This window comes from Alteromonas stellipolaris (genome assembly GCF_001562115.1).
Lineage (GTDB): Bacteria > Pseudomonadota > Gammaproteobacteria > Enterobacterales > Alteromonadaceae > Alteromonas > Alteromonas stellipolaris.
Genome location: NZ_CP013926.1, coordinates 2,027,425 through 2,048,280, shown reverse-complemented (window position 1 = coordinate 2,048,280; position 20,856 = coordinate 2,027,425). Strand labels below are relative to the sequence as shown.

The following is a 20,856-nucleotide window of genomic DNA, read 5'->3' as shown; positions in this document are numbered from 1 at the left end:
GATTAGTCAATGTCTCTAAAATTCCGCCTTCTTTTATCGACAACTATGCTTACTATAGGGGTCATAATAATACTTGCGTTTGCTACTTATTGGACAGCAAACAACCTTTCGAAAAGCGCATTAGAACAAGCCGCAGAAGATAAGTTAGTGTTGCAGAATGTGCAGACTAAAGAAGCGTTTATAGATTACGTTGATTTCGTGAGCAAGCAGATAAGCAATTTTTCTGAATCATCGATTATCACCCAATCCACACCAAGATTTAAACAGGCTTTCAATCAATATAATGCGGAATTAGATGCTTATAGTAGTGGGCAAAGTGAGAAGTTAAGCAATTATTACTCTGTTGCTTTCGCAGATTTATATGAACAACGTAATAACCAGCCTTTACTCAACGTAGAAAATTTATATCAAAGTTTACCCTTAGTTACGAAGAAGCTACAGTACGACTTTATTGCAGGCTCAACCTATAACATTGGTGAAAAAGACACCTTAGTTAGTTTGAATAACGGTACGACATACGCTGACATTCATGAGCAGTACCATGAAGAAATTCGCAGTTTTTTACAAACCTTCAACTATTACGATATTTTTATTGTCGATCCAGATTCTGGCAATATCGTGTACAGCGTGTTTAAAGAGCTCGACTTTGCTACAAGCCTCAAGTCAGGGCCTTACGCTGATACGGGTATTGGCGAAGCGTTCAGCTTGGCTATGCAAAGTCCTGCCTCCGATGAAGTCGTCATTAGTGAGTTAACCAGTTATTTGCCTTCTTATAACGCAATGGCGGGTTTCTTTGGCTCCCAAATTGTAGATACTAACGGCAATCTATTAGGCATACTCATTTTTCAAATTCCGTTGGATGTTGTTAGCAATATTCTTACCCATGACTCTGATTGGAAGGCGAGAGGATTTGGCGATTCAGGGGAAACTTATCTGGTTTCACCTGAATCTCTTTTAGTGACAGAAAGCCGTTTTTTTGTTGAAGACCCAGAGGGGTATAGTGATGCTATCAAACAACGCTACCCGTCTGTAGCGACCAATGCTCAAAGGGCAGGGACAAGTGTTGGCATTCAAAAAGTTGAGTCCCCCTCAGTGAAAAAGGCATTTGAATCTAAAACTGGCTTTACCACTGTTGAAGACTATCGTGGTGTTGAAGTGTATTCCTATTATAGCCCTATAAAATTAGGTAGTTATACCTACGCACTGTTAGCTGAAATTGATGTGGAAGAAGCCCTCTTACCGTTAACCAAGCTCCAACGCACCCTACTACTTACGGTTTTAGGCATAGCGTGTGTGTTAATTGTCGTTTCAATAGCCGTTGCCCTTCGACTTGCAAATGTGTTGGTTTCTCCCCTTACGAAATTAAAATCTGCATGTGATGATTTAGCTAATGGTTCTGGTGACCTGACTATTAGACTAGAAGCATCGCCAATTGCTGAAATTAACGATGTTATCTCTCCTTTCAATGCGTTCATTGACCAGATACATGCATTGGTGAAACAGTTTAAGGCTGATGCGAGAGTACTCACACAAACCACGGTGGAATTTACTGAGACGGTTAGTGAAAGTCTGACTGCTGTCCATTCCCAAAGAGAGCAAAGTAGTAGTGTTGCATCCTCTGTAGAGGAGCTTTCGGTATCGGTTTCAGACGTTGCTAGAACTACAGTGGGTACACGCGACCAAGGTGAGATGGCCATGAGTGGGCTTAAAGAAAATATAGAACGTGCTGATTTAGCCTCTAACAATGTTCAGCTAATGGTAGATTTGCTTTCACGCTCTAGTGAAGTTATTAACGCACTCAATACTGAAGTTGGCAGCATCAATGACTTATTAGGCGATATTACTTCTATAGCCGATCAAACTAACTTACTTGCTCTAAATGCTGCGATAGAGGCGGCGAGAGCTGGCGAAGCTGGGCGGGGCTTTTCCGTAGTGGCCGACGAGGTGAGAGCGCTAGCTACTCGCTCGCAATCAAGTACTGACAAAATCGGCGGCATTGTAAACAGTATGATTAAGTCGTCTGAACTCTCAGTGCTTGAAATGGAAAAAGCTAAAACAACGGCGGATGGTGGAATACATTTGTTTGATTTACTTGCCACTGCAATGAAGGAGCTTATGCAGGTGATTGAACAAGTGCAAGGCATGGCAGATACGGTAGCCGCAGCAACACAAGAGCAAGCGACCGTGACCGAAAGTGTGAATCAAAATATTCTCGAAATTTCTACTATGTCTGAGAAGATAGAGCACGAAGTCGATTTTATTTCAAAAAGGACGCAATTCTTGTCTGAAGTTGCTCAGGCAATGCAGTCTCAAGTCGATAGATATAAAGTGTAGCGATAACGAGTACAGGATAGAGAAAAAAGAGGCACGCACCATCAAACAAAAAAGTCATGAGGTGCGTGGTGTTAAGTTGAATACGAGTGCCGCGTTACTCCGCTAATGCACTTGCTGCCGCTACTTTTGTAGGGCTGATTTCTTCGCTAGGATAGCAGCCCAATATTTTAATATAGCGAGTGATGTTTCGAAGGGCTTCAATGGCATTTTGCACAGGTCCGTCTTCCACATTGCCTTTCACATCAATGTAAAACATTTCTTCCCAAGGGTTACCAGGAATAGGACGAGACTCTAACTTCGTCATATTAATATTGTTTTCACTTAGCACCAAAAGCGCTTCAACTAACGCGCCAGGCTTTTGAACCGTAGACATTACCAATGTAGTCTTAGCCGGAACTTGAAGTGGTACCACTACCGCTTTACGTGCAACCACAATGAAACGGCTATGGTTTTCTTTTTGGTTGGCCAAGTTACTCTTTATTGCAGTAAGGCCATAAAGGTTTCCACCAGCCTCACTGCCAATAGCTGCAATATCATCTCGCTGTAACTCACTCACGGTCAACATAGCCGATGACGTGCTGTCCATGGTTTTCACTTCAATGTTGCCAAGCTCAGCTAGGAAGTGGCTGCATTGTGTGAATACTTGTGGATGCGCGTACACGGTTTTTATTTTATCTACCGTCGTGTCAGCACCAACAAGCAAGGTATGACGAATAGGGTGAGTAAGTTCGCCAATAATGCTTAAGTGAGTATGTTGAAGTTGGTCATACACTTCATTAATACTGCCTGACGTTGTATTTTCAATAGGCAGCACAGCGTAGTCGGCTTCTGCGTTCTCTACTTTCTGAATAATTTCGCTAAAGCTCTGACAACCTATTTCAAGCAGTTCACCTGGGCGTCTAGAAAAGTACTTCTGGGTAGCAAGGTACGAATAAGAGCCCTTATCGCCCAAGAAAGCCACACGATTAAGAGGAAGCGTACTACCTGGATTGGCACGTTCAGCAAGCATTGCTTGTTGGTTTAACACTGAATCTTCAATGATGACGTGAAATATCTGGGTAACGTAGTGAGGGTCAAGACCTGCGTCCTTACCTTCTTTAATTAGGCGAACAAGCAGTTGCTCTTCACGTTTCTGATCCCGAACTGGAATATGGTGCTTAATTTTAGTTTCAGCGACTTCATTGGTAAGCACACGGCGCTCGGCCAACAAGGTTAGAAGTTCGCTATCTAAAGATGTTATGCGCTCTCTTACAGCATCTAAGGCGTTATCAGACATAGTTTTCCACTTATCGTATTAGCTAAAAAAAAACCTCCCTTGAGGGAGGTTTTTATGCATGTAGCTGCGCCTCCCTATTTAAAGAGCATAAACGCAAAAAAGATAGCTACTGCATGTATATTATTCTGTTTCATACGCCTGACTTTATGCGTACAGCCTTTCAGTGTCAACCTGTTTTTACATTGCTTCTAATATTTATAGGGGGGAGGGCTTGATAGATGTTGGTAGAAGGGGTAGGCGAATTGTGAGTTCAGCCTAAAGCAGCAAGTCACTGACATAGTATGAGCTTACTGCTTTAGGCAATATGGGGTGTTTCTTAATAACTTGCTGCCTTAGTTACCTAATAAGGCTGCAAGCATTTGTCGAACTTCTGTAGGTTCGAATGGCTTGTCACATAACGCGTTCACGCCGGTCTGTTGAATATTGGCCATATGAGCGCTGTCGGCTGCTTCAGACGTTACCATGATGATAGGAATATGCGTAGTTTCTGGGTTGAAACGGATAAACTCAGACAGCTCTCGGCCATCCATTTCAGGCATGTTGTAATCGGTAACCACTAAATCAAAGGCTTCATCTTTTATAAAGGTAAGTGCCATCGCGCCATTTTCAGCTTCTTTAATTCGCTGTAGTCCCATACCCTCAAGTACACGACGAATGTGATTACGCGCTAATTTACTGTCGTCAACAAGCAGTACCCTCACATCGTGTATATCGAATAGCTCGAGTTCAAGTTCGTCGTGATTAATTAAATCAAGGCTAGCATTAAGCGCGCGAGACAAATGAAGAGGCTCGAAAGGCTTAGGAAGAATGGCTGAAACACCGGCTTGTTTAAATTCTTCCAACTTGCTTATTCTGTTCTCACTTGAGACCAACATGAATGGAATAGATTTAAAAGCGTCACTTTCTTTAATGAACTTGATCAAATCTAATGCTGTGCCGTCTTCGAAATACATCGCGCTAACAATAAGGTCTGCACCGTGCGCTTTAACCGCCGAAATAGCTTCAGAAAGGGTACTAACAGGATCAATTTCCTTTACCTTTTCTTTCAACAATAGAGTAGTAATAATCTTCCTCTGCGTATCAGAGGGTTCAACTAATATGATATGTAAATCAGAAATTGACAGCTTTTCCATTCCGTTCTCTTTTTGGTATTTTCAAGGAAAGTAAGGGGGTAAATTAACCCCCAGCAATTTTAGCGCTAAAGCCCTTATCCTGCAGCAAAGCTTTTAACTTCTCGCGGTCATCCGTTTGAACTTCAATTTGTCCATCTTTAACCGCGCCACCGCAGCCACACTTCTTTTTTAATTCAGTGCCAAGTTTTTTTAACGCATCGGGAGCTAAATCAAGCCCTTTAATTATAGACACGCCTTTCCCTTTGCGGCCTTTTGTTTCTCTATGTATGCGAACAATACCATCGTCGGAAGTGGAACGCTTTGCTTCTTTAGGCGAAGGTTTAACTTTACCTGTATCGGTACTGTATACCAGCAGTGCATCTTGCCAATCTTGCATTTTATCCTCTGAGCATCTTTCTTGTACGTTAAACGAGCCTTATTTAGGCTTGTCTACAATTGTAGCATGGCAGGCTGAAATATCTGCGCTAGACTAAATTTAGTAATGCCTAATTATACGCTGCGTTTGTCACTAGAAAATAAAGCAACCAGTGTAGTCAACGCAGAAGGAGTCATTAAATGAATGTATCAACGGATAAAGTTAATGAACAACAGACTTTAATTATAGAGATGGGGGAAAAGTTTGATTTTAGCAAAGTGGAAGCCTTTCGCTCAGCCTATCAAGATTTAGACTCTGACGTGAAACACATCACCGTAGACTTGGCTAAAACAGAATACATGGACAGTTCAGCGTTAGGTATGTTGCTAAATATGCAGAAAGTTTTATCACAACGGCCGCTGACATTTAGTATTGAGAATAGCCGACCACCCGTAGAGCGAATACTAAAAATATCGCGCTTTGACAAAAAATTTATTATTCGTTGAGACGCACTAGCAAGCAAGCCACAGGGCGCTATATTTAAATGAAAATTCTTATCGTTGATGATGAGCCAATTAACCGCACTATGTTAGTTAGCATGTTAAGCGAAGCTGGGTTCACCGATTGCGTTGAGGCTTCGAGTGGCAACGATGCGTTAGCGATAGTAGAGCATGCGATACCCGATTTAGTGCTACTAGATGTGGTAATGCCGGGTATGAGCGGTTTCGAGGTTGCACCGAAAATTAGAACTTTAGCCGGCGGCCGATACTTACCAATTTTATTTATCACAGCATTGGATGACAAAGAAAGCTTAGTGAAGTGTTTAGAAGTTGGGGGTAATGACTTTGCCACCAAACCTTTCGACAAACATATTCTTACCGCCAAAATTCGCGCGCATGAAAAAATTCGCAACCTAAGTGCCCATATAGAACAGCAAAATGAAGAGCTTAGGTTTTATCAGCAACGCGTAGCAAGAGAGCATGCCATTGTTGAGCATATTTTCAGCCATGCCATTGTTAATAAAAGCCACGTTCTTAAATATTTTGATCACGCATTAACGCCAGCAGAAACATTTAATGGTGACGTATTTGTATGTGAAGCCAGCCCTAGTGGTGGTTTATATTTTTTAGTAGGAGATTTTACCGGGCATGGACTGGCATCAGCCATAGGTGCACTACCGGTAACGCGCGCATTTCAAGAAATGTCTTTAAAAGGGTTATCGATAAATGAAATGGCGACAGAGTTTAATAAAATACTTCTGCGATTTTTACCTAGCGATATGTTTATGGCTGCGGTTATCGGTGAAGTTGGCTCTGATGGTTCTCGTATTACCCTTTGGCAAGGTGGCATGCCACAGATGTTGGTGGTGTCAGACAAGCGGAAATTTGTTAAAGCTATTTCTTCCCCCCATATGGCGTTAGGTATCCTCGAGCAACATGAATTTGACAGTGAGTGCGAAATTTTTGAGATGTTGGGGAATGACAAATTAATTGTCTATTCCGATGGGTTAACAGAAGCGGTTGATGCAGAGGGAAATATGTTAACCGAAGAGGGTATAAAACAATGGTGTGCTGATGCCACTGATATCACTGCCGAAGGAATTTTTAATCACGCTAAAGCATTTTCGGCTACACCTAGTTTTGAAGACGATGTGTCAGTAGTTATTTTCAAAAGTCAGTCGTTAGAAGGGGTTCAGCCTTATCGAGCTACCGACGACATTCCGTTAAATATCACCATCACCTTAAGTGCCAAACATTTAAAGCAACCCGACATTCAAACCCGTATGCTCCATCAAACGTCTCAATGTAGCGGCATTGAACATGTTCGCTCGGTGCTCTTTACCGTGGTTTCCGAAATGTTCAGCAACGCCTTAGAACACGGTATTTTGAACATGGACTCACGTCTAAAGCATTCGCCAGAAGGCTTCCAATTATATTATGAGCAGCGAGAAAGGCTACTGAGTGCCTTAGATGAAGGGACGATTATTATTAATATCGAGTCCGATCCAGCGAAAGAAACCGTCTTTCTTTCTATAGAAGACAGCGGAAACGGTTTTGAGTGGGCGCAGAAAGCCAGCCCTGAAAGTAATGACACATTCGGAAGAGGATTAGGCCTCATTAGAGCGTTAAGTAGTAAAGTGTGGTTTGAAAAAGGCGGAAGAAAAATAAACTGTTTGCTCAATACAGCCGTTGAATAACTACCACTAAACTAAAAATGCCAACGATTTGCCGTATATTTCCACTTTGAAGCGGTGGATGTGTTATGCCATAGATTCGTTGTTTATTTGGAGCGCCTAATGCTTAAATCTTTGTTACAGCTTTTCGAAACGAAAGAATCAGAAGTGCAGCAGAAACATACAGTCGAACTTGCCACCGCTGCGTTGTTAAGTGAAATAATGAGGGCTGACGATAATGTCACAGACAGTGAGCTTAACGCTTATAAAACGCACTTGTATAAGCAGTTTGCGCTTTCTGATGATGAACTAAAATTACTCATGGAAGAAGGCCGTACATCAGCAGAAGATGCCGTCGATTTAGTACAATTTACCAAGATAATTAATCAAACCTGTGAAGAAGAACAAAAGCGGGACATTCTTGAGGGCTTATGGGCTATTGCCTATGCAGATAATCAACTTGCCCCTATTGAAGAGCATACAATTCGGCGCATATCAGATTTATTGCATGTGCCGCATTCCCATTTTATTAAAGCCAAACTGCGTGTTTCGCCAGAAAACTAAAGCAATACTTAACACTCACTCGCGCTATTGATATCGAAAAAAACTACTTGTTACACAGGTAATTAGTAAAAAATAATGCTATAAATAAATCATGCATTTCCATGGTCTCAGGCACATTTGAGATTATGATGACTACATAAGATTTATTTAAAACATGATTACAATCTATTACGCGGGTGGTGTTAGAGGAAGTGGGTGTGTTTAAGTCTATAAAGGCCCCAATTAGTATTGTCGTTACCTTGTCTATGTCTGTAATGGCTGCCGCGGTGTTGTGGTTTGCAGTAATAGAACATAAAGCGCTATATCTCAATTTGGCACATTCTCATACGGTTTCTCTTGCTAATGGCGTGGTAAAAAATGTAGCGCCAGCGATGTTGTTAAATGCCCAAAATGCTTCCTCTCTCTCAAGTGTTTTGATCCTATTAAAGGAGCATGAGCATGTTATTTCAGCAAGAATCTATGACAGTAACTTTACCCTTTTATTAGAAGAAGAAGGCCCATCTGCTAATCGATTGAATGAGCCCTTTTTCAATGCGCTTGACCCATTTGTTTTAACTGAAGGGGTATCCTTTGAAAATGACGTCATTACTGCACGACGAGTAATAGGCTCATCGCAAAAGCCAGATGGTTTCTTGGTACTGTTCGTGGATGCTAAAGCACCGCTCTCGGGAAGTGTTAAAGGCTTACTACTGAATGTAGTGCCTATTATCTTTGTGCTGTGGGTAATAAGCATTATTGGCACATTGTTTTTCATTAGTCGTGTATTTCGCCCCTTAAGTGAGTTAAGTTTTTTCACCAAACAAGTCACAGACACAAAAGATTACGCCTTGCGACAAAACCTTACTTCAAGAGATGAAATTGGGGAGTTAGGAGAAAACATCAACCTTTTATTAGAAATGATAGAGGTTGAACTACTTATCAATCATGAACAAAATCAGACCTTGGTCGACCAACAAGAAACCATGATTCGCTTGGCTAACTATGACAGCCTAACTGGGTTACCCAATAGGCAATTTGTGCTTGATAACTTGCGGTTAGAGCTAGCCCGAGCGCGAAGAAATGATGATGATCTTGCTCTTTTGTTTTTCGACTTAGATGGGTTTAAAGGCATTAATGATTCACTCGGTCATGAGACCGGCGACCTGATATTGATAGAAGTGGCAGATAGGGTGAGCGCTCTGTTACGAGAAGGGGACTTGGTAGCCCGATTAGGGGGCGATGAATTTTTAGTGTTACCCGATCGGGAAACGCGAGATACCAGCCTTGAGAATATGGCCGGTCGATTAATTGATGCCTTCACCAGTCCTTTTGAATTGCGTGGGCTGTCACTGTCTGTTGGCGTTAGTGTTGGCGTCGCGCGAGCCGTAGACGCCGACTATGATTTAAGCGAGCTTATGAGCAATGCAGACCTTGCTATGTACCGCTCTAAAGCCAGAGGACGTGGAAGCTTTACCATATTTACACCTGATATGGTGGAGTCACACAAGCGTAAATTCCATTTAGCTAATGCCATAGAGCAAGGTTTAAAGAACGATGAGTTTATGGTGTATTACCAAGTTAAAGTCGATCACGAAGGGAAGGTTATCGGCTTAGAGGGACTGCTTAGGTGGCAACACCCCGAATATGGTTTGGTCATGCCGAATGAATTTATTCCTATCGCGGAACAAGGCGGTAAAATATCAGCCATTACACGTTGGGTAATTGAAAAAGTCTGTATTGACCTACCCAAATTAAGGGAGTGGCTTCCCCATCGTTTTCGTGTGTCAGTGAATCTATCAGGTCACGACCTTCGTGATAGCAACCTGTTTGACAATATCTATGAGATTTTCACGCGCCACAATGTAAATCCAGAATACGTAGAATTCGAGGTAACCGAGTCTGCTTACTTAGAGAATTTTGCGTCATCAAATAAATTCTTTAAACGCATGAGCAACATGGGATGCGCAATTGCCCTAGATGATTTTGGTACGGGCTACTCTTCACTAAGCTATTTAACACAAATAAGTATCGATACCTTAAAAATTGATAAGCAGTTTGTACATGAGCTAGAAACGTCAGAAAGGAGCCGCTTAGTGACCGGCGCTATTATCGATTTGGCCAAACGCCTTTCACTTAGCGTATGTGCCGAAGGTATAGAGAATGAAACCCAGTGGCATTATTTGATAGAACACGGTTGTGATTATATTCAAGGATTTATGTTTAGCAAACCCATTCCCATGGATGAGCTTATTCTGTCACCAAAACAGTTTATCATTGGTAAAACTAATAGTAGTAAAGGATAGGTAGCATAGCTTATGCACTGGGCTATTTGTTGCGCAGTTATAACAGGCTTTATCAACAAACTATTTTAAAGCGTTATTAGTCTATTAGACACAATTACAGGACTTCGTGTAACTGTGTCTGTTTCTAGATACAATGTACAGGGGGAGAGTCGATTTATTTATTGTAAGCACATGATATTTAAGTTTATTGTATTTTTGGCTCAATTTTAGCTTATCCAATCAGAGTTAACAGAGTTATCGAAGTTAGTTTAAGGGATTTATAAACAAGCAGTAATGCGGAGGATTCATGATGAAACGACTAGAGAAGGTTTTTCTGATTTTACTTACCATCGCGGCGATACAAGCTATTTCGGTAGTTGAAGCGCACGCGTCACCTGCAAAAACGTTAATGCAGCAGTTAGATACCAATAAAGACGGTTTGATATCACTGAAAGAAGCGGTTCGTCACACCGAACTATTGCGTAATTTTGGGTTAATTGACGACAATGAAGATGGCAAATTAACCGAAGCCGAATTAGCAAAAAGTAAACTGACACCAGGAAATGCAAAATCTGCGGTCAGTGAATAGCTGTCGTTAGCGAACAATATATATAATAGTCTAGCAGATGCGCCTGCCGGTACTTGTTTGAAGGAATACCACTCTGATTGAGAAATTTTCATTTGGTGAACGGCTGGTTCAGCTAGGCTCATTACGTCAACTAACGCTAGGTAGCTTCGTGCTGGCGTTGATCCCATTGATTGCGCTGTTGTGGCAAAGTCAAAGTGACTTAGCCAAAGTGGGGCAAATGACCACATTGGAAACCCGATACGTGGTTGATGTTGTGGGCGATATGCAGCGCTTAGATGGTGCTGTTGTTGACTTAGAGCGAAGTATTCGCCAATACGCGGTTATTCGAACCGAGAAAGTTGCCACCTTATCCGATAATGCACTCGATCAGTTCGCGGTGGCCGCTGATAATCTTTGCCAAGCCTTATCTGTTCAGGAAACCTGCGAAAGGTTGTCAGAACAATTGGGCGACCTGTCTGATTACCGCTTGATTGAAGACCAACTCCTACTTAATGCGTACCTTGCTAACGTAGCACGAAGTGTTTCACAACTTCGAGATGACGTGGAACTTGCGATTTCCGAGCGGGTCAAAGTGCAGCAAGATGACTTAAACGCGATGCAAGCAAAGCAAGCGTGGTCTACGGCGATGTTGGTAAGTGTTTCCTTGTTGCTTATCCTTTTGGGAAGCCAACTAATTGTTAATCCAGTCAATAAATTAAAGCAGATAATTCGTATAGTGGCTCATCAGCAAGGTGATCTTCCCCCTTTGTCTCGCCAAGCACCGCGAGAGTTAATAGATGTGGAGAAAGATCTGCATTGGCTGTACGATCGCCTTGGTCAATTAGAGCATATTCGCACAGCCTTATTGCGCCATGCTGCTCACGAGTTGAAAACACCGTTAGCCAGTATTAAAGAAGGATGTAGTTTATTGTCGGAAAATGTTGTGGGCGATTTAAATGACCCTCAACGTGAAGTATTGTCGCTACTTAGCGCAAGTACGCAAAGACTAAACACACTAATCGAAAAATTACTCGATTATAACTTGTTGTTACAGCAAGCTCAGCCCGACATTGTTAATACTGATGCGAAGAAGTTGGTTGATGCATGTTTAGGTGATTACGCCCTAGCGTTACAAGAACGCGAAGTGACAGTGTCGGTTGATTGTAAGCATATTTGGGCTGACGAAGAGTTATTCAGGCGAATACTCGACAATTTGGTGTCTAACGCAGTAGCGCATGGTGCTGTTGGTCGACCCATTAATGTACATATATATTTAGATAATAACTTTGCTATATTGGACGTTGCAAATCGAGGCAAGCGGATTGCCAAAGAGTCGGTTGCAACACTGTTTGAACCTTTCACCCGTGGCGCAGAGCCGAGAAATGATAATGTTATAGGCACAGGGCTAGGCTTATCGATTGTTGCGGATTGCGCGCGACTGATGCATGGCGACGTACAAGTTGTCGATGTTGATTATGCTGATGTGTGCTTTAGGGTGACGATTCCTCAACAGGAAAAATAAAATGAGAATAAGTTGTATGATACTGGCCCTGACGATGATGTCGGGTTGCAGTGTGTTGTCTAAGCAGCCAATCGAACAGAAAATTGAAGTTTTACCACCCCAGATGATTGAAGTGGCTGTAGACGACGATATTTGCCTGTTCATTTCAGAACCTGAAAATTTTGATTACAATTGCGACATGGCTTACTGGTTGGAAGTTTGGCTTGAAGCTGATGCCACGCCTTGGATTGAACGCAAAGCGCAGTTAGCAGCGCTTGGTCAATCAAAAAAAGACAAAATTCACGCTTACCTTTTATCCTTATCCAGCGATACCCCGTATCAAGATAGGCTACGTGCCCAACTTTCAATAGATGACTTAATGCCTGAATTTACCGACGCCGCTGCGTTGGTCATTGAAGTTGTGGTAAGTAACCCAAACAAACAATTAATGGAACTTGAGTCTGCGTTGAGTGTATTAAGTAAAGAAAATACTCTTCGAGGTCAAGAATTACAAAAGCTGTATGCCGAGCTTAAGGCTCAGCAGAAAAAACTAGAAGAACTACTCCAAATTGAAGCAACACTTATGGATAAAAACAGGAACAACTAACAATGAATGAAAGTAGCAAGAACAAACCCCATTTATTGTTGGTTGATGATGATAAAAGTTTACTTCGCCTCTTAACTATTCGCTTAGAAGGTGAGGGTTATCAAGTTACTGCGGTTGAAGATGGCAATGCTGCGTTAAGAAAGCTTCAAAATGATGCTTTTGACGTAGTACTCAGTGATTTGCGTATGCCTGGACTTGACGGGTTAAGTTTATTTGAAGAAATCATGGGCATTCGAAAAGATATTCCCGTAATTTTGATGACCGCTCACGGCACAATCTCGGACGCGGTGGCGGCCACTCAGCGTGGTGTTTTTGGTTTCCTACCGAAGCCAGTCGACCATGATGAGCTGCGTACTTTGTTACAAAAAGCATTAAGTCAGTCACAAGCGGCTCAGCCCGGTGAATGGGCGAAAAGTATTGTTACCCGCTCTCAAGATATGCTTAACGTCCTTGATCAAGCATACAGAATTGCGCAACGAGAAGTCAGTGTACTAATTAGCGGCGCAAGTGGCACAGGTAAAGAACTATTAGCTAACGCGATGCATCAGGCAAGTGACCGACGCGATAAGCCTTTTGTCGCTATTAACTGTGGCGCACTACCCGAAAACTTACTTGAGTCAGAATTGTTCGGACATGCTAAAGGAGCTTTCACCGGTGCAGTAGCCGCTCATCCAGGTTTGTTTCGTGAAGCCGATGGCGGTACGTTATTCTTAGATGAAATTGGCGATATGCCAATGACATTACAAGTTAAATTATTACGAGCATTACAAGAACGCCAAATCAGGCCTGTAGGCAGTAGTAAGCATGTTGATATTGATGTTCGTATCATCTCGGCTACTCACAAAGACTTACTCAAAGAAATGGAAGAGGGCACTTTCAGGGAAGACTTATACTACCGCCTAAATGTAGTGAACTTAAAGCTTCCATCGTTGAAAGCGCGAAGTGAAGATATTCCATTGCTTGCTCGTTCACTGTTGCAACAAAGTGCTCAGCGCCATGGTGTTAACGTTAGTCAGTTTTCAGATGATGCAATGCAGTTGTTAGTGAAGTCATCTTGGCCAGGAAATGTGCGTCAATTGGTAAACGTGGTAGAGCAATGTGTTGCTTTAACACAAACACCAGTAGTGCCACTGCACCTTGTAGAGCAAGCGCTGTCAGCCACTAAGCAAAGTTGGCCAACGTTAACCGAAGCCAGAGATGCTTTTGAACAACAGTATTTGAACAAGCTTTTGAAAATGACAGATGGCAACGTAACACGTGCGGCGGAACTCGCCGGACGTAATCGTACCGATATGCACAAGTTAATGAAAAAGCATGATTTAGATGCGGGAGATTTTCGTTAGTAAGAGCAGCACTGAAAGCGTCTTTAAAGCTTATTAGGTAAAAGCTGCCACCGAATGTGGCAGCTTTTTTTATTTAGATTAGAAGAGCGGGTTTTACCAGCCTTGTCAGCGATTGCTAACTTACCATTTATTCTCATTGATAATGGTTTCTGCTTTCTTAGCCATTTCTTGCAACACGCGAATTTCTTCAGCAGAGAATTTTCTTGGTTCATCATGAATGACACATAAGGTGCCAAGCTCGTACCCATCATTTGAACGAAGAATAGCGCCTGCATAAGCCCGGATATGAGGTTCGCCTTTCACCAATGGCCCGCCAGCAAAACGGCTGTCCTTTGTGGCGTCGGTAACAATTAAATATTCTTCTTCCGCTATCGCGTAAGTGCAAAAAGAAATATTGCGTGGTGTTTCTGACACATCTAAACATTGGCGAGATTTAAACCATTGTCTGTCTTCAGCAATTAAACTCACCAAGCAGATTTTGCATTTGAAATATTCTTGGGTTGCTTTGGTAACGGCATCTAACTGTGCGTCGGGTTTGGTGTCTAGAATGTTTAAATTTTCTAGGGCTTTTAATCGCAATGTTTCGCGATCAAGCTTTGGTGATTCCATTAATTATTTCACTTAAATATAGAGTTACTATTGAGATTGTCTCAATAGTCGTCAGTTTATAGGAAGGAAAGAATAAGCACTAGTTAATATTCTTGACGTATGGTCAGGCTTTCGTTCTTTTGGCTAGGCGTAACAGCAACATTTTATGCGAAATTTATTCGCATACGAATGTACGTTAAAACAAGCTATCTTGGCTAGGCTGTTCTTTAATTGCCAGATTAGGAATTGTCGCATCACTGTACTTACTATTGTATAAGTCAATAAACTGCTGCGCCAACCAGGGAGCATCTTTGTTATCAGGTCGATGACAAAAGAAATACGGGCTTTTCCCCTCAAGTCGCCATTGATGAATCTTATTCACCCAAGGCGTTAAGCACGCAATATTATCTTCATCATTATCATTTCCTACAAAACGAACCACAGGGTTGTTTGCGGTGGCAATCACATTCACGGGCACTCTAGGTTTTTTGTTCCGCACCTCACGTAAAAGCGCACTGTCGCTAGAGTTTGTATCAGCACCGGTAAATAACGCGCGGGTGTCCATAATAATACGGTTGGCGTTGTACTCTATTAATAACTGATTTAACTGTTTTTCTTCATCGCCTTTGCCGAAGAATGCTAAATGCCTGACTTCAACCGCAACGGTAATATGGCGAGGTATAAGATGCAAAAACGCCGCCAATCGTTCTAGCTTTTCAGGGCCAAAGCTTGCAGGTAGTTGAAGCAGCATCACGCCTAATTTATGCTCAAGCGGCGCAAGTATTTGTAATTGCTCATTCACTTCATCTTCGCAATGCAGTAATTGATGAACATGGGTAATTTGTTGGTTGAATTTAAAGGTAAATGAAAAATCGCTACCTACTGATTGTTCCCAGCGTGATACGGCATCAGAATGGGGAAGAGAATAAAAGGTCGTATTCCCCTCAACCGTATTGCACTCCTTGGCGTAATGAATCAGTTGATTGTCACTTTTTGGGTAATTAGCAAACCAGGTTTTGGGCCAATGACTATGCTGCCACTGCGGCAAGCCAATAAATACCTTGGGTAGCGCCGAAGAAGTTGATAATTTAGTTACTGCAGGATTGTTTGTATTTGTCATTGGGCTTTACTGCGCATTTGTTTATACTATGCGACCTTAATTTAACACATAGTGCATGATGGCAAGGGGCGCGAGCGCCACATTGTAGAGTAATGGCAAGCAGGTTCAAGAGTTTGCCTACCATCGTGTAACGCAAGATAAGAATATCAGGGGTCAACGACCATGCGCACAGATTACTGTGGGAACATCGATTCATCATACATTGGGCAAGAAATCACCCTGTGTGGTTGGGTAAACAAACGCCGTGACTTAGGTGGCGTAATCTTCATCGACTTACGAGACCGCGAAGGTATCGTTCAAGTGGTATTCGACCCTGATTTACCAGAGGTATTAAGCGTAGCGAATAAACTTCGCGGTGAATTCTGCGTGAAGCTTACCGGTAAAGTGCGTGCTCGCCCTGAAGGCCAAATCAACAAAGATATGCGTACCGGCGAAATTGAGATTTTAGGCACAGGTCTAGAAATCATCAATCGCTCTGATGCGCTACCACTTGATTGGAACCAAGAGAACTCTGAAGAGCAGCGTTTACGCTACCGTTACCTTGATTTACGTCGCCCTGTTATGAGCCAGCGCTTACAGTTTCGCGCTAAAGTAACCGGTGCAGTACGTCGTTTCTTAGAAGGCGAAGGCTTTCTAGACATTGAAACTCCTATTTTGACCAAAGCGACACCTGAAGGTGCTCGTGATTACTTAGTACCTAGCCGTACCCATAAAGGTGAATTCTTTGCACTGCCGCAATCGCCTCAATTGTTTAAGCAATTGCTGATGATGTCTGGCATGGACAGATACTATCAAATCGTTAAATGCTTCCGTGACGAAGATTTACGTGCCGATCGCCAACCAGAATTTACCCAAATCGATATCGAAACTACGTTTTTAGATGCCGATGGTGTTATGGCCATTACTGAAAGCATGATCCGCGACTTATTCAACACCATGTTGAATGTAGATTTGGGCGATTTCCCGCGTATGACTTACGCCGAAGCAATGAAACGTTTTGGTAGCGACAAGCCCGATTTACGCAACCCGCTAGAGCTTACCGATATTGCTGACTTACTGGAAACCGTTGAGTTTAAAGTATTCAGTGGCCCTGCTAACGATCCTAAAGGTCGTGTTGCGGCTATTCGTGTACCAGGCGGTGCGAGCATGTCTCGTAAGCAAATTGACGAGTACACTAAGTTCGTAGGCATTTACGGCGCGAAAGGCTTAGCGTGGATGAAAGTAAACGAAATGGCACCAGGCCAAGAAGGTTTACAATCACCTATTCTTAAGTTCCTAAGTGAAGATATTACCGACGGTATTTTGCAGCGCACTGGCGCTCAAGCTGGCGACATCTTGTTATTTGGTGCCGACACTAACACGGTAGTTACCGAAGCCATGGGCGCACTTCGCCTTAAACTAGGTGAAGACTTTGAGTTATTAGAAGGCGAGTGGAAGCCGTTGTGGGTTGTCGACTTCCCAATGTTCGAAGAGTTCGATGGACAGCTGCATGCTATACACCATCCGTTTACTGCGCCTCGTGGCTTAACTGCAGAAGAGCTTAAAGCCAACCCTGTCGGCGCATTGTCTGATGCCTACGACATGGTATTAAACGGTTGCGAGCTTGGTGGTGGTTCAGTACGTATTCACAATGAAGAAATGCAATCTGCCGTATTTGACATTTTGGGTATAGATGAAGAAGAAGCGAAGAACAAGTTTGGCTTCTTACTTGAAGCCTTACGCTTTGGTGCACCGCCTCACGCAGGTCTTGCGTTTGGTTTAGACCGCTTAGTGATGCTAATGACTGGTGCGACGTCAATTCGCGATGTCATGGCATTCCCTAAAACCACCACAGCGGCATGCCCATTAACGTCTGCGCCAAGCCCTGCGAATCCAAAGCAGTTGGAAGAGTTGGCGATTGCAACGGTAAAAAAGCCGTCGTAAACGATGGCTTATAAAAAGCCCGAGTCAGTCCTTGTGGTGCTGTACGATCAGCACCACAAGGTACTTTTGCTACAACGCAATGACGACCCTGAATTTTGGCAGTCGGTCACCGGCGCAATGGAAGACGGTGAATTACCCATTGAAACCGCGTACCGAGAAGTGGCGGAAGAAACAGGGATTGACGCCAAACAGTTGTCTATTGAAATGTTTAATCACAATAGACAAAACCAATACGAAATTCGCAGCCGTTGGCTGCATCGATATCCCCCCGGAACACGGTTTAACACCGAACACGTTTTTTCTCTTCAAGTAGACAGTACCTTGCCGTTGGTGCTTACTGAACATTTGCAGTATGAGTGGGTAGATAAAGCACAAGCATTAGCGCGACTTTGGTCGCCTTCAAACAAAGAGGCGGTATCAATGTTTGTACCAAACGTACCTTAATGGTTATACTGGGTATAGATCCAGGTTCTAGGGTTACAGGCTACGGCGTTATTGAGCGTAAGCAGGGTAAACTTGTGTATGTGGCGAGTGGTTGTATTCGCGTAGGAACGGCAGATTTGCCGTCGAGACTTGCTAATATCTATACCGGTATTAGCGATATTATTCGTCAGTACAACCCTGCGCAATTTGCTATTGAGCAAGTGTTTATGGCAAAAAACCCTGATTCTGCATTAAAGTTAGGGCAAGCCCGCGGCGCCGCTATTGTGGCAGCCACTCAAGGTGAATTGCCAGTAGCAGAATACTCGGCTAGGCAGATAAAACAGGCTGTCGTAGGCAAGGGTAGTGCAGATAAAACGCAAGTGCAGCACATGGTGAAGCATTTATTGAGTTTAAGCGGTACACCGCAAGCTGATGCTGCTGACGCTCTAGCTGTGGCGCTATGTCATGCTCATACCGAGCAAAGCCTAATAAATATGGCAGGGCAAGCACGTAAAACAGTGCGAGGCCGTTTACGCTAATTGCTTTGCTCGCCTATAAAAAGCATGCGTTTTTGTAATCACTTTTTGTAAACACTGTTTGTAAACAATAGAACCTTCCTATTCGTTTTATTTCCCTACATTGGGAAAATACCATGTAAGAGAGCAGTCATGATTGGACGTATTCGCGGTATATTGGCCGAAAAGCAGCCCCCAGAAATTTTGGTAGATGCAAACGGGGTAGGCTATGAAATTCATATGCCTATGACCAGTTTCTATCAACTACCAGCTGTGGGTGAAGAAGTCGTTGTTTATACCCATTTCGTAGTGCGAGAAGACGCGCAATTACTGTTCGGCTTTGCTGATAAAATGGAGCGAGGCTTGTTCCGAGAACTAATAAAAGCCAATGGGGTTGGTCCTAAACTAGGCCTAACTATATTATCGGGCATGTCAGCAGGTCAGTTTTTGTCTGCGGTTCAAAATGCGGACGTTTCTGCATTAGTGAGCTTGCCGGGCATTGGCAAGAAAACCGCAGAAAGGTTAGTCGTTGAGTTAAAAGACAGATTAGCGAAGTTCGGCAAAGTACAAAGTATTGCTATTCCACCGCCAAGTGGCGACTTACTTAATAACAATACCCTGGTGGAAGTAAACGACACACGAGAAGATGCCCAGAGTGCGCTGGTGGCACTAGGTTATAAGCCAGCTCAGGCAAGCAAACTTATCGATAGCGTGTATAAAGAAGGCATGGAAAGCGAGTCGCTTATTCGTGAAGCCCTAAAAGCCGCTATTTGAATCTTATTTATTGCAGGTCAAAATAAGCCAAAGTATGCCAAAAACGATAGACCTACGTTGCCGATTTACCTTAAAGCAGAGCCCTGATGATAGAAGCTGATAGACTGATTACGCCCGATGCGAGTACCGAAGATGAAGTTATCGACCGTGCTATTCGCCCCAAAATGCTTGATGATTATACAGGCCAGCCCCACGTGTGTGAGCAGATGGAAATCTTCATTCAGGCTGCTAGAAAGCGTGACGATGCCCTCGATCATTTACTTATATTTGGTCCGCCTGGCTTGGGTAAAACTACCCTAGCAAATATCGTGGCGAACGAGATGGATGTAAGTATAAAAACCACCTCGGGGCCGGTACTTGAAAAAGCCGGAGACCTAGCCGCACTGCTTACTAACCTTGAGCGCAACGATGTTCTTTTTATTGATGAAATTCATCGCTTAAGCCCTGTTGTAGAAGAAATTCTGTATCCGGCCATGGAAGACTATCAATTAGATATCATGATAGGCGAAGGGCCAGCCGCTCGTTCTATTAAGCTAGACTTGCCACCTTTCACCTTAGTCGGGGCTACAACCCGTGCAGGTTCGCTTACATCGCCATTGCGAGACCGTTTTGGCATAGTTCAACGCCTAGAGTTTTATTCGGTTAAAGATCTCACTACCATTGTTGCTCGCAGTGCGAGTTACTTGAATTTAGATATGAGCCCAGAAGGGGCACAAGAAATTGCACGTCGCTCTAGAGGTACACCGCGTATTGCCAACAGGCTATTAAGAAGAGTTCGAGATTACGCTGAAATTAAATCTGATGGTACGGTTGGCGTTGAAACCGCTGCAAAGGCATTGGATATGCTAGATGTAGATAAAGAAGGCTTCGATTATATGGATCGGAAATTGCTTTGTGCCATCATAGAGAAATTTGATGGTGGTCCAGTAGGGCTAGACAACTTAGCAGCAGCAATTGGTGAAGAGAAAGAAACCATTGAAGATGTGATTGAACCCTTTCTTATTCAGCAAGGTTTCTTACAGCGCACTCCGCGTGGACGTATCGTCTCGCAACGTGCCTATCTTCATTTTGGCTTTACCCCTTCAGTTTAGAAACTAAGTGTTTTTTTGCATGAGCAAGCCTATGTACGCTCATGCTTAGTTTCTTTTATTTACTACTTTCCTTCACTTTTCTTCAGGCAAAAAAAAGCCCGCTCAATGAACGGGCCAAAACAACAAGTGTTAAAGGAAATAAATCCAGGGAACTCATGTCTAACAGGAGAAAAACTCTTGCATAACCGTGTGATACACCATTACGCTCTGTAGGACTGATGCTGCGTATTATAGGCTTAGTTTAAATTCTTACAATTGAGTAAAATTGTTTTTTAGCCTTAGAAAAACTAATGTGTTGCGAGGGTGT

At 43.0% G+C, this 20,856-nt stretch carries 19 protein-coding genes; 14 read left to right on the top strand and 5 right to left on the bottom strand.

The genetic code is table 11. The features are described 5' to 3' along the window. Window positions 1-9 precede the first annotated feature (9 nt). A complete protein-coding gene (locus AVL57_RS08680; protein WP_057792994.1) occupies window positions 10-2,334 on the top strand; it encodes a methyl-accepting chemotaxis protein in 2,325 nt (774 codons plus the stop codon). 94 nt (window positions 2,335-2,428) lie between these two features. Here AVL57_RS08680 and pheA read toward each other — a convergent pair whose 3' ends face one another. The 3 genes from pheA to yciH form a co-directional block, all read right to left on the bottom strand. Beyond that, entirely contained in the window at window positions 2,429-3,610 is a 1,182-nt protein-coding gene (pheA, locus tag AVL57_RS08675) for a prephenate dehydratase (protein ID WP_057792992.1), read from the bottom strand. A gap of 332 nt (window positions 3,611-3,942) precedes the next feature. After that, window positions 3,943-4,743 (bottom strand): response regulator, encoded by an 801-nt coding sequence (locus AVL57_RS08670; protein ID WP_057792990.1) that lies wholly within the window; start codon window positions 4,741-4,743, stop codon window positions 3,943-3,945. Between the two features lie 43 nt (window positions 4,744-4,786). After that, window positions 4,787-5,119 carry a stress response translation initiation inhibitor YciH gene (gene yciH, locus AVL57_RS08665; protein WP_057792988.1) on the bottom strand — a complete coding sequence of 111 codons (333 nt, stop codon included), beginning with the start codon at window positions 5,117-5,119 and terminating at the stop codon, window positions 4,787-4,789. A gap of 179 nt (window positions 5,120-5,298) precedes the next feature. Between yciH and AVL57_RS08660 the strand changes: the two genes are divergently transcribed. The 8 genes from AVL57_RS08660 (at window position 5,299) to AVL57_RS08625 (ending at window position 14,115) form a co-directional block, all read left to right on the top strand. Continuing rightward, the gene (locus AVL57_RS08660) at window positions 5,299-5,604 is read left to right on the top strand and encodes an STAS domain-containing protein (protein WP_057792986.1); all 306 of its coding nucleotides are present in this window, start codon (window positions 5,299-5,301) and stop codon (window positions 5,602-5,604) included. A gap of 38 nt (window positions 5,605-5,642) precedes the next feature. Next, window positions 5,643-7,295: an ATP-binding SpoIIE family protein phosphatase gene (locus AVL57_RS08655; RefSeq protein ID WP_057792984.1), complete on the top strand. Its 1,653-nt coding sequence runs from the start codon at window positions 5,643-5,645 to the stop codon at window positions 7,293-7,295. Window positions 7,296-7,394: 99 nt separating this feature from the next. Beyond that, on the top strand, window positions 7,395-7,835 hold the full coding sequence (locus AVL57_RS08650; RefSeq protein ID WP_057792982.1) for a tellurite resistance TerB family protein: 441 nt from the start codon (window positions 7,395-7,397) through the stop codon (window positions 7,833-7,835). Between the two features lie 197 nt (window positions 7,836-8,032). Further along, window positions 8,033-10,117, top strand: a complete 2,085-nt coding sequence (locus tag AVL57_RS08645; protein ID WP_057792980.1) for an EAL domain-containing protein — start codon at window positions 8,033-8,035, stop codon at window positions 10,115-10,117. A gap of 286 nt (window positions 10,118-10,403) precedes the next feature. Beyond that, window positions 10,404-10,685, top strand: coding sequence for an EF-hand domain-containing protein (locus tag AVL57_RS08640; RefSeq protein ID WP_231518523.1), 282 nt, complete (start codon window positions 10,404-10,406; stop codon window positions 10,683-10,685). A gap of 103 nt (window positions 10,686-10,788) precedes the next feature. Continuing rightward, window positions 10,789-12,186: a sensor histidine kinase gene (locus tag AVL57_RS08635; RefSeq protein ID WP_057792976.1), complete on the top strand. Its 1,398-nt coding sequence runs from the start codon at window positions 10,789-10,791 to the stop codon at window positions 12,184-12,186. Between the two features lies 1 nt (window position 12,187). Beyond that, the gene (locus AVL57_RS08630) at window positions 12,188-12,772 is read left to right on the top strand and encodes a hypothetical protein (protein WP_057792974.1); all 585 of its coding nucleotides are present in this window, start codon (window positions 12,188-12,190) and stop codon (window positions 12,770-12,772) included. A 2-nt stretch (window positions 12,773-12,774) separates the two neighbouring features. Further along, the gene (locus AVL57_RS08625) at window positions 12,775-14,115 is read left to right on the top strand and encodes a sigma 54-interacting transcriptional regulator (protein ID WP_057792972.1); all 1,341 of its coding nucleotides are present in this window, start codon (window positions 12,775-12,777) and stop codon (window positions 14,113-14,115) included. Window positions 14,116-14,235: 120 nt separating this feature from the next. On the opposite strand, the gene AVL57_RS08620 is transcribed toward AVL57_RS08625, so the two are convergent. Together AVL57_RS08620 and AVL57_RS08615 are read right to left on the bottom strand one after the other, a co-directional pair. Then, window positions 14,236-14,724 carry a GAF domain-containing protein gene (locus tag AVL57_RS08620; protein ID WP_057792970.1) on the bottom strand — a complete coding sequence of 163 codons (489 nt, stop codon included), beginning with the start codon at window positions 14,722-14,724 and terminating at the stop codon, window positions 14,236-14,238. A gap of 175 nt (window positions 14,725-14,899) precedes the next feature. Next, window positions 14,900-15,823 carry a DUF72 domain-containing protein gene (locus AVL57_RS08615; protein ID WP_063457190.1) on the bottom strand — a complete coding sequence of 308 codons (924 nt, stop codon included), beginning with the start codon at window positions 15,821-15,823 and terminating at the stop codon, window positions 14,900-14,902. Between the two features lie 162 nt (window positions 15,824-15,985). On the opposite strand from AVL57_RS08615, the gene aspS reads away from it, so the two are divergent. The 5 genes from aspS (at window position 15,986) to ruvB (ending at window position 20,549) form a co-directional block, all read left to right on the top strand. Further along, the gene (gene aspS, locus AVL57_RS08610) at window positions 15,986-17,746 is read left to right on the top strand and encodes an aspartate--tRNA ligase (protein ID WP_057792968.1); all 1,761 of its coding nucleotides are present in this window, start codon (window positions 15,986-15,988) and stop codon (window positions 17,744-17,746) included. A gap of 3 nt (window positions 17,747-17,749) precedes the next feature. After that, window positions 17,750-18,190, top strand: coding sequence for a dihydroneopterin triphosphate diphosphatase (gene nudB / locus AVL57_RS08605; protein ID WP_013784877.1), 441 nt, complete (start codon window positions 17,750-17,752; stop codon window positions 18,188-18,190). Next, window positions 18,190-18,708: a crossover junction endodeoxyribonuclease RuvC gene (gene ruvC, locus AVL57_RS08600; RefSeq protein ID WP_013784876.1), complete on the top strand. Its 519-nt coding sequence runs from the start codon at window positions 18,190-18,192 to the stop codon at window positions 18,706-18,708. Before nudB ends, ruvC begins: the two co-directional genes overlap by 1 nt. Window positions 18,709-18,837: 129 nt before the next feature. Beyond that, window positions 18,838-19,458, top strand: a complete 621-nt coding sequence (gene ruvA / locus AVL57_RS08595; protein WP_057792966.1) for a Holliday junction branch migration protein RuvA — start codon at window positions 18,838-18,840, stop codon at window positions 19,456-19,458. Window positions 19,459-19,544: 86 nt separating this feature from the next. After that, window positions 19,545-20,549 (top strand): Holliday junction branch migration DNA helicase RuvB, encoded by a 1,005-nt coding sequence (gene ruvB / locus AVL57_RS08590; protein WP_057792964.1) that lies wholly within the window; start codon window positions 19,545-19,547, stop codon window positions 20,547-20,549. Window positions 20,550-20,856 lie beyond the last annotated feature (307 nt).

What these genes read in the sequence shown, in the direction of transcription:
- AVL57_RS08680 (WP_057792994.1), top strand. Translation starts at nt 10, where the DNA reads ATGTCTCTAAAATTCCGCCTTCTTTTATCGACAACTATGCTTACTATA.
- pheA (WP_057792992.1), bottom strand. Translation starts at nt 3,610, where the DNA reads ATGTCTGATAACGCCTTAGATGCTGTAAGAGAGCGCATAACATCTTTA.
- AVL57_RS08670 (WP_057792990.1), bottom strand. Translation starts at nt 4,743, where the DNA reads ATGGAAAAGCTGTCAATTTCTGATTTACATATCATATTAGTTGAACCC.
- yciH (WP_057792988.1), bottom strand. Translation starts at nt 5,119, where the DNA reads ATGCAAGATTGGCAAGATGCACTGCTGGTATACAGTACCGATACAGGT.
- AVL57_RS08660 (WP_057792986.1), top strand. Translation starts at nt 5,299, where the DNA reads ATGAATGTATCAACGGATAAAGTTAATGAACAACAGACTTTAATTATA.
- AVL57_RS08655 (WP_057792984.1), top strand. Translation starts at nt 5,643, where the DNA reads ATGAAAATTCTTATCGTTGATGATGAGCCAATTAACCGCACTATGTTA.
- AVL57_RS08650 (WP_057792982.1), top strand. Translation starts at nt 7,395, where the DNA reads ATGCTTAAATCTTTGTTACAGCTTTTCGAAACGAAAGAATCAGAAGTG.
- AVL57_RS08640 (WP_231518523.1), top strand. Translation starts at nt 10,404, where the DNA reads ATGATGAAACGACTAGAGAAGGTTTTTCTGATTTTACTTACCATCGCG.
- AVL57_RS08630 (WP_057792974.1), top strand. Translation starts at nt 12,188, where the DNA reads ATGAGAATAAGTTGTATGATACTGGCCCTGACGATGATGTCGGGTTGC.
- AVL57_RS08625 (WP_057792972.1), top strand. Translation starts at nt 12,775, where the DNA reads ATGAATGAAAGTAGCAAGAACAAACCCCATTTATTGTTGGTTGATGAT.
- AVL57_RS08620 (WP_057792970.1), bottom strand. Translation starts at nt 14,724, where the DNA reads ATGGAATCACCAAAGCTTGATCGCGAAACATTGCGATTAAAAGCCCTA.
- AVL57_RS08615 (WP_063457190.1), bottom strand. Translation starts at nt 15,823, where the DNA reads ATGACAAATACAAACAATCCTGCAGTAACTAAATTATCAACTTCTTCG.
- aspS (WP_057792968.1), top strand. Translation starts at nt 15,986, where the DNA reads ATGCGCACAGATTACTGTGGGAACATCGATTCATCATACATTGGGCAA.
- nudB (WP_013784877.1), top strand. Translation starts at nt 17,750, where the DNA reads ATGGCTTATAAAAAGCCCGAGTCAGTCCTTGTGGTGCTGTACGATCAG.
- ruvC (WP_013784876.1), top strand. Translation starts at nt 18,190, where the DNA reads ATGGTTATACTGGGTATAGATCCAGGTTCTAGGGTTACAGGCTACGGC.
- ruvA (WP_057792966.1), top strand. Translation starts at nt 18,838, where the DNA reads ATGATTGGACGTATTCGCGGTATATTGGCCGAAAAGCAGCCCCCAGAA.
- ruvB (WP_057792964.1), top strand. Translation starts at nt 19,545, where the DNA reads ATGATAGAAGCTGATAGACTGATTACGCCCGATGCGAGTACCGAAGAT.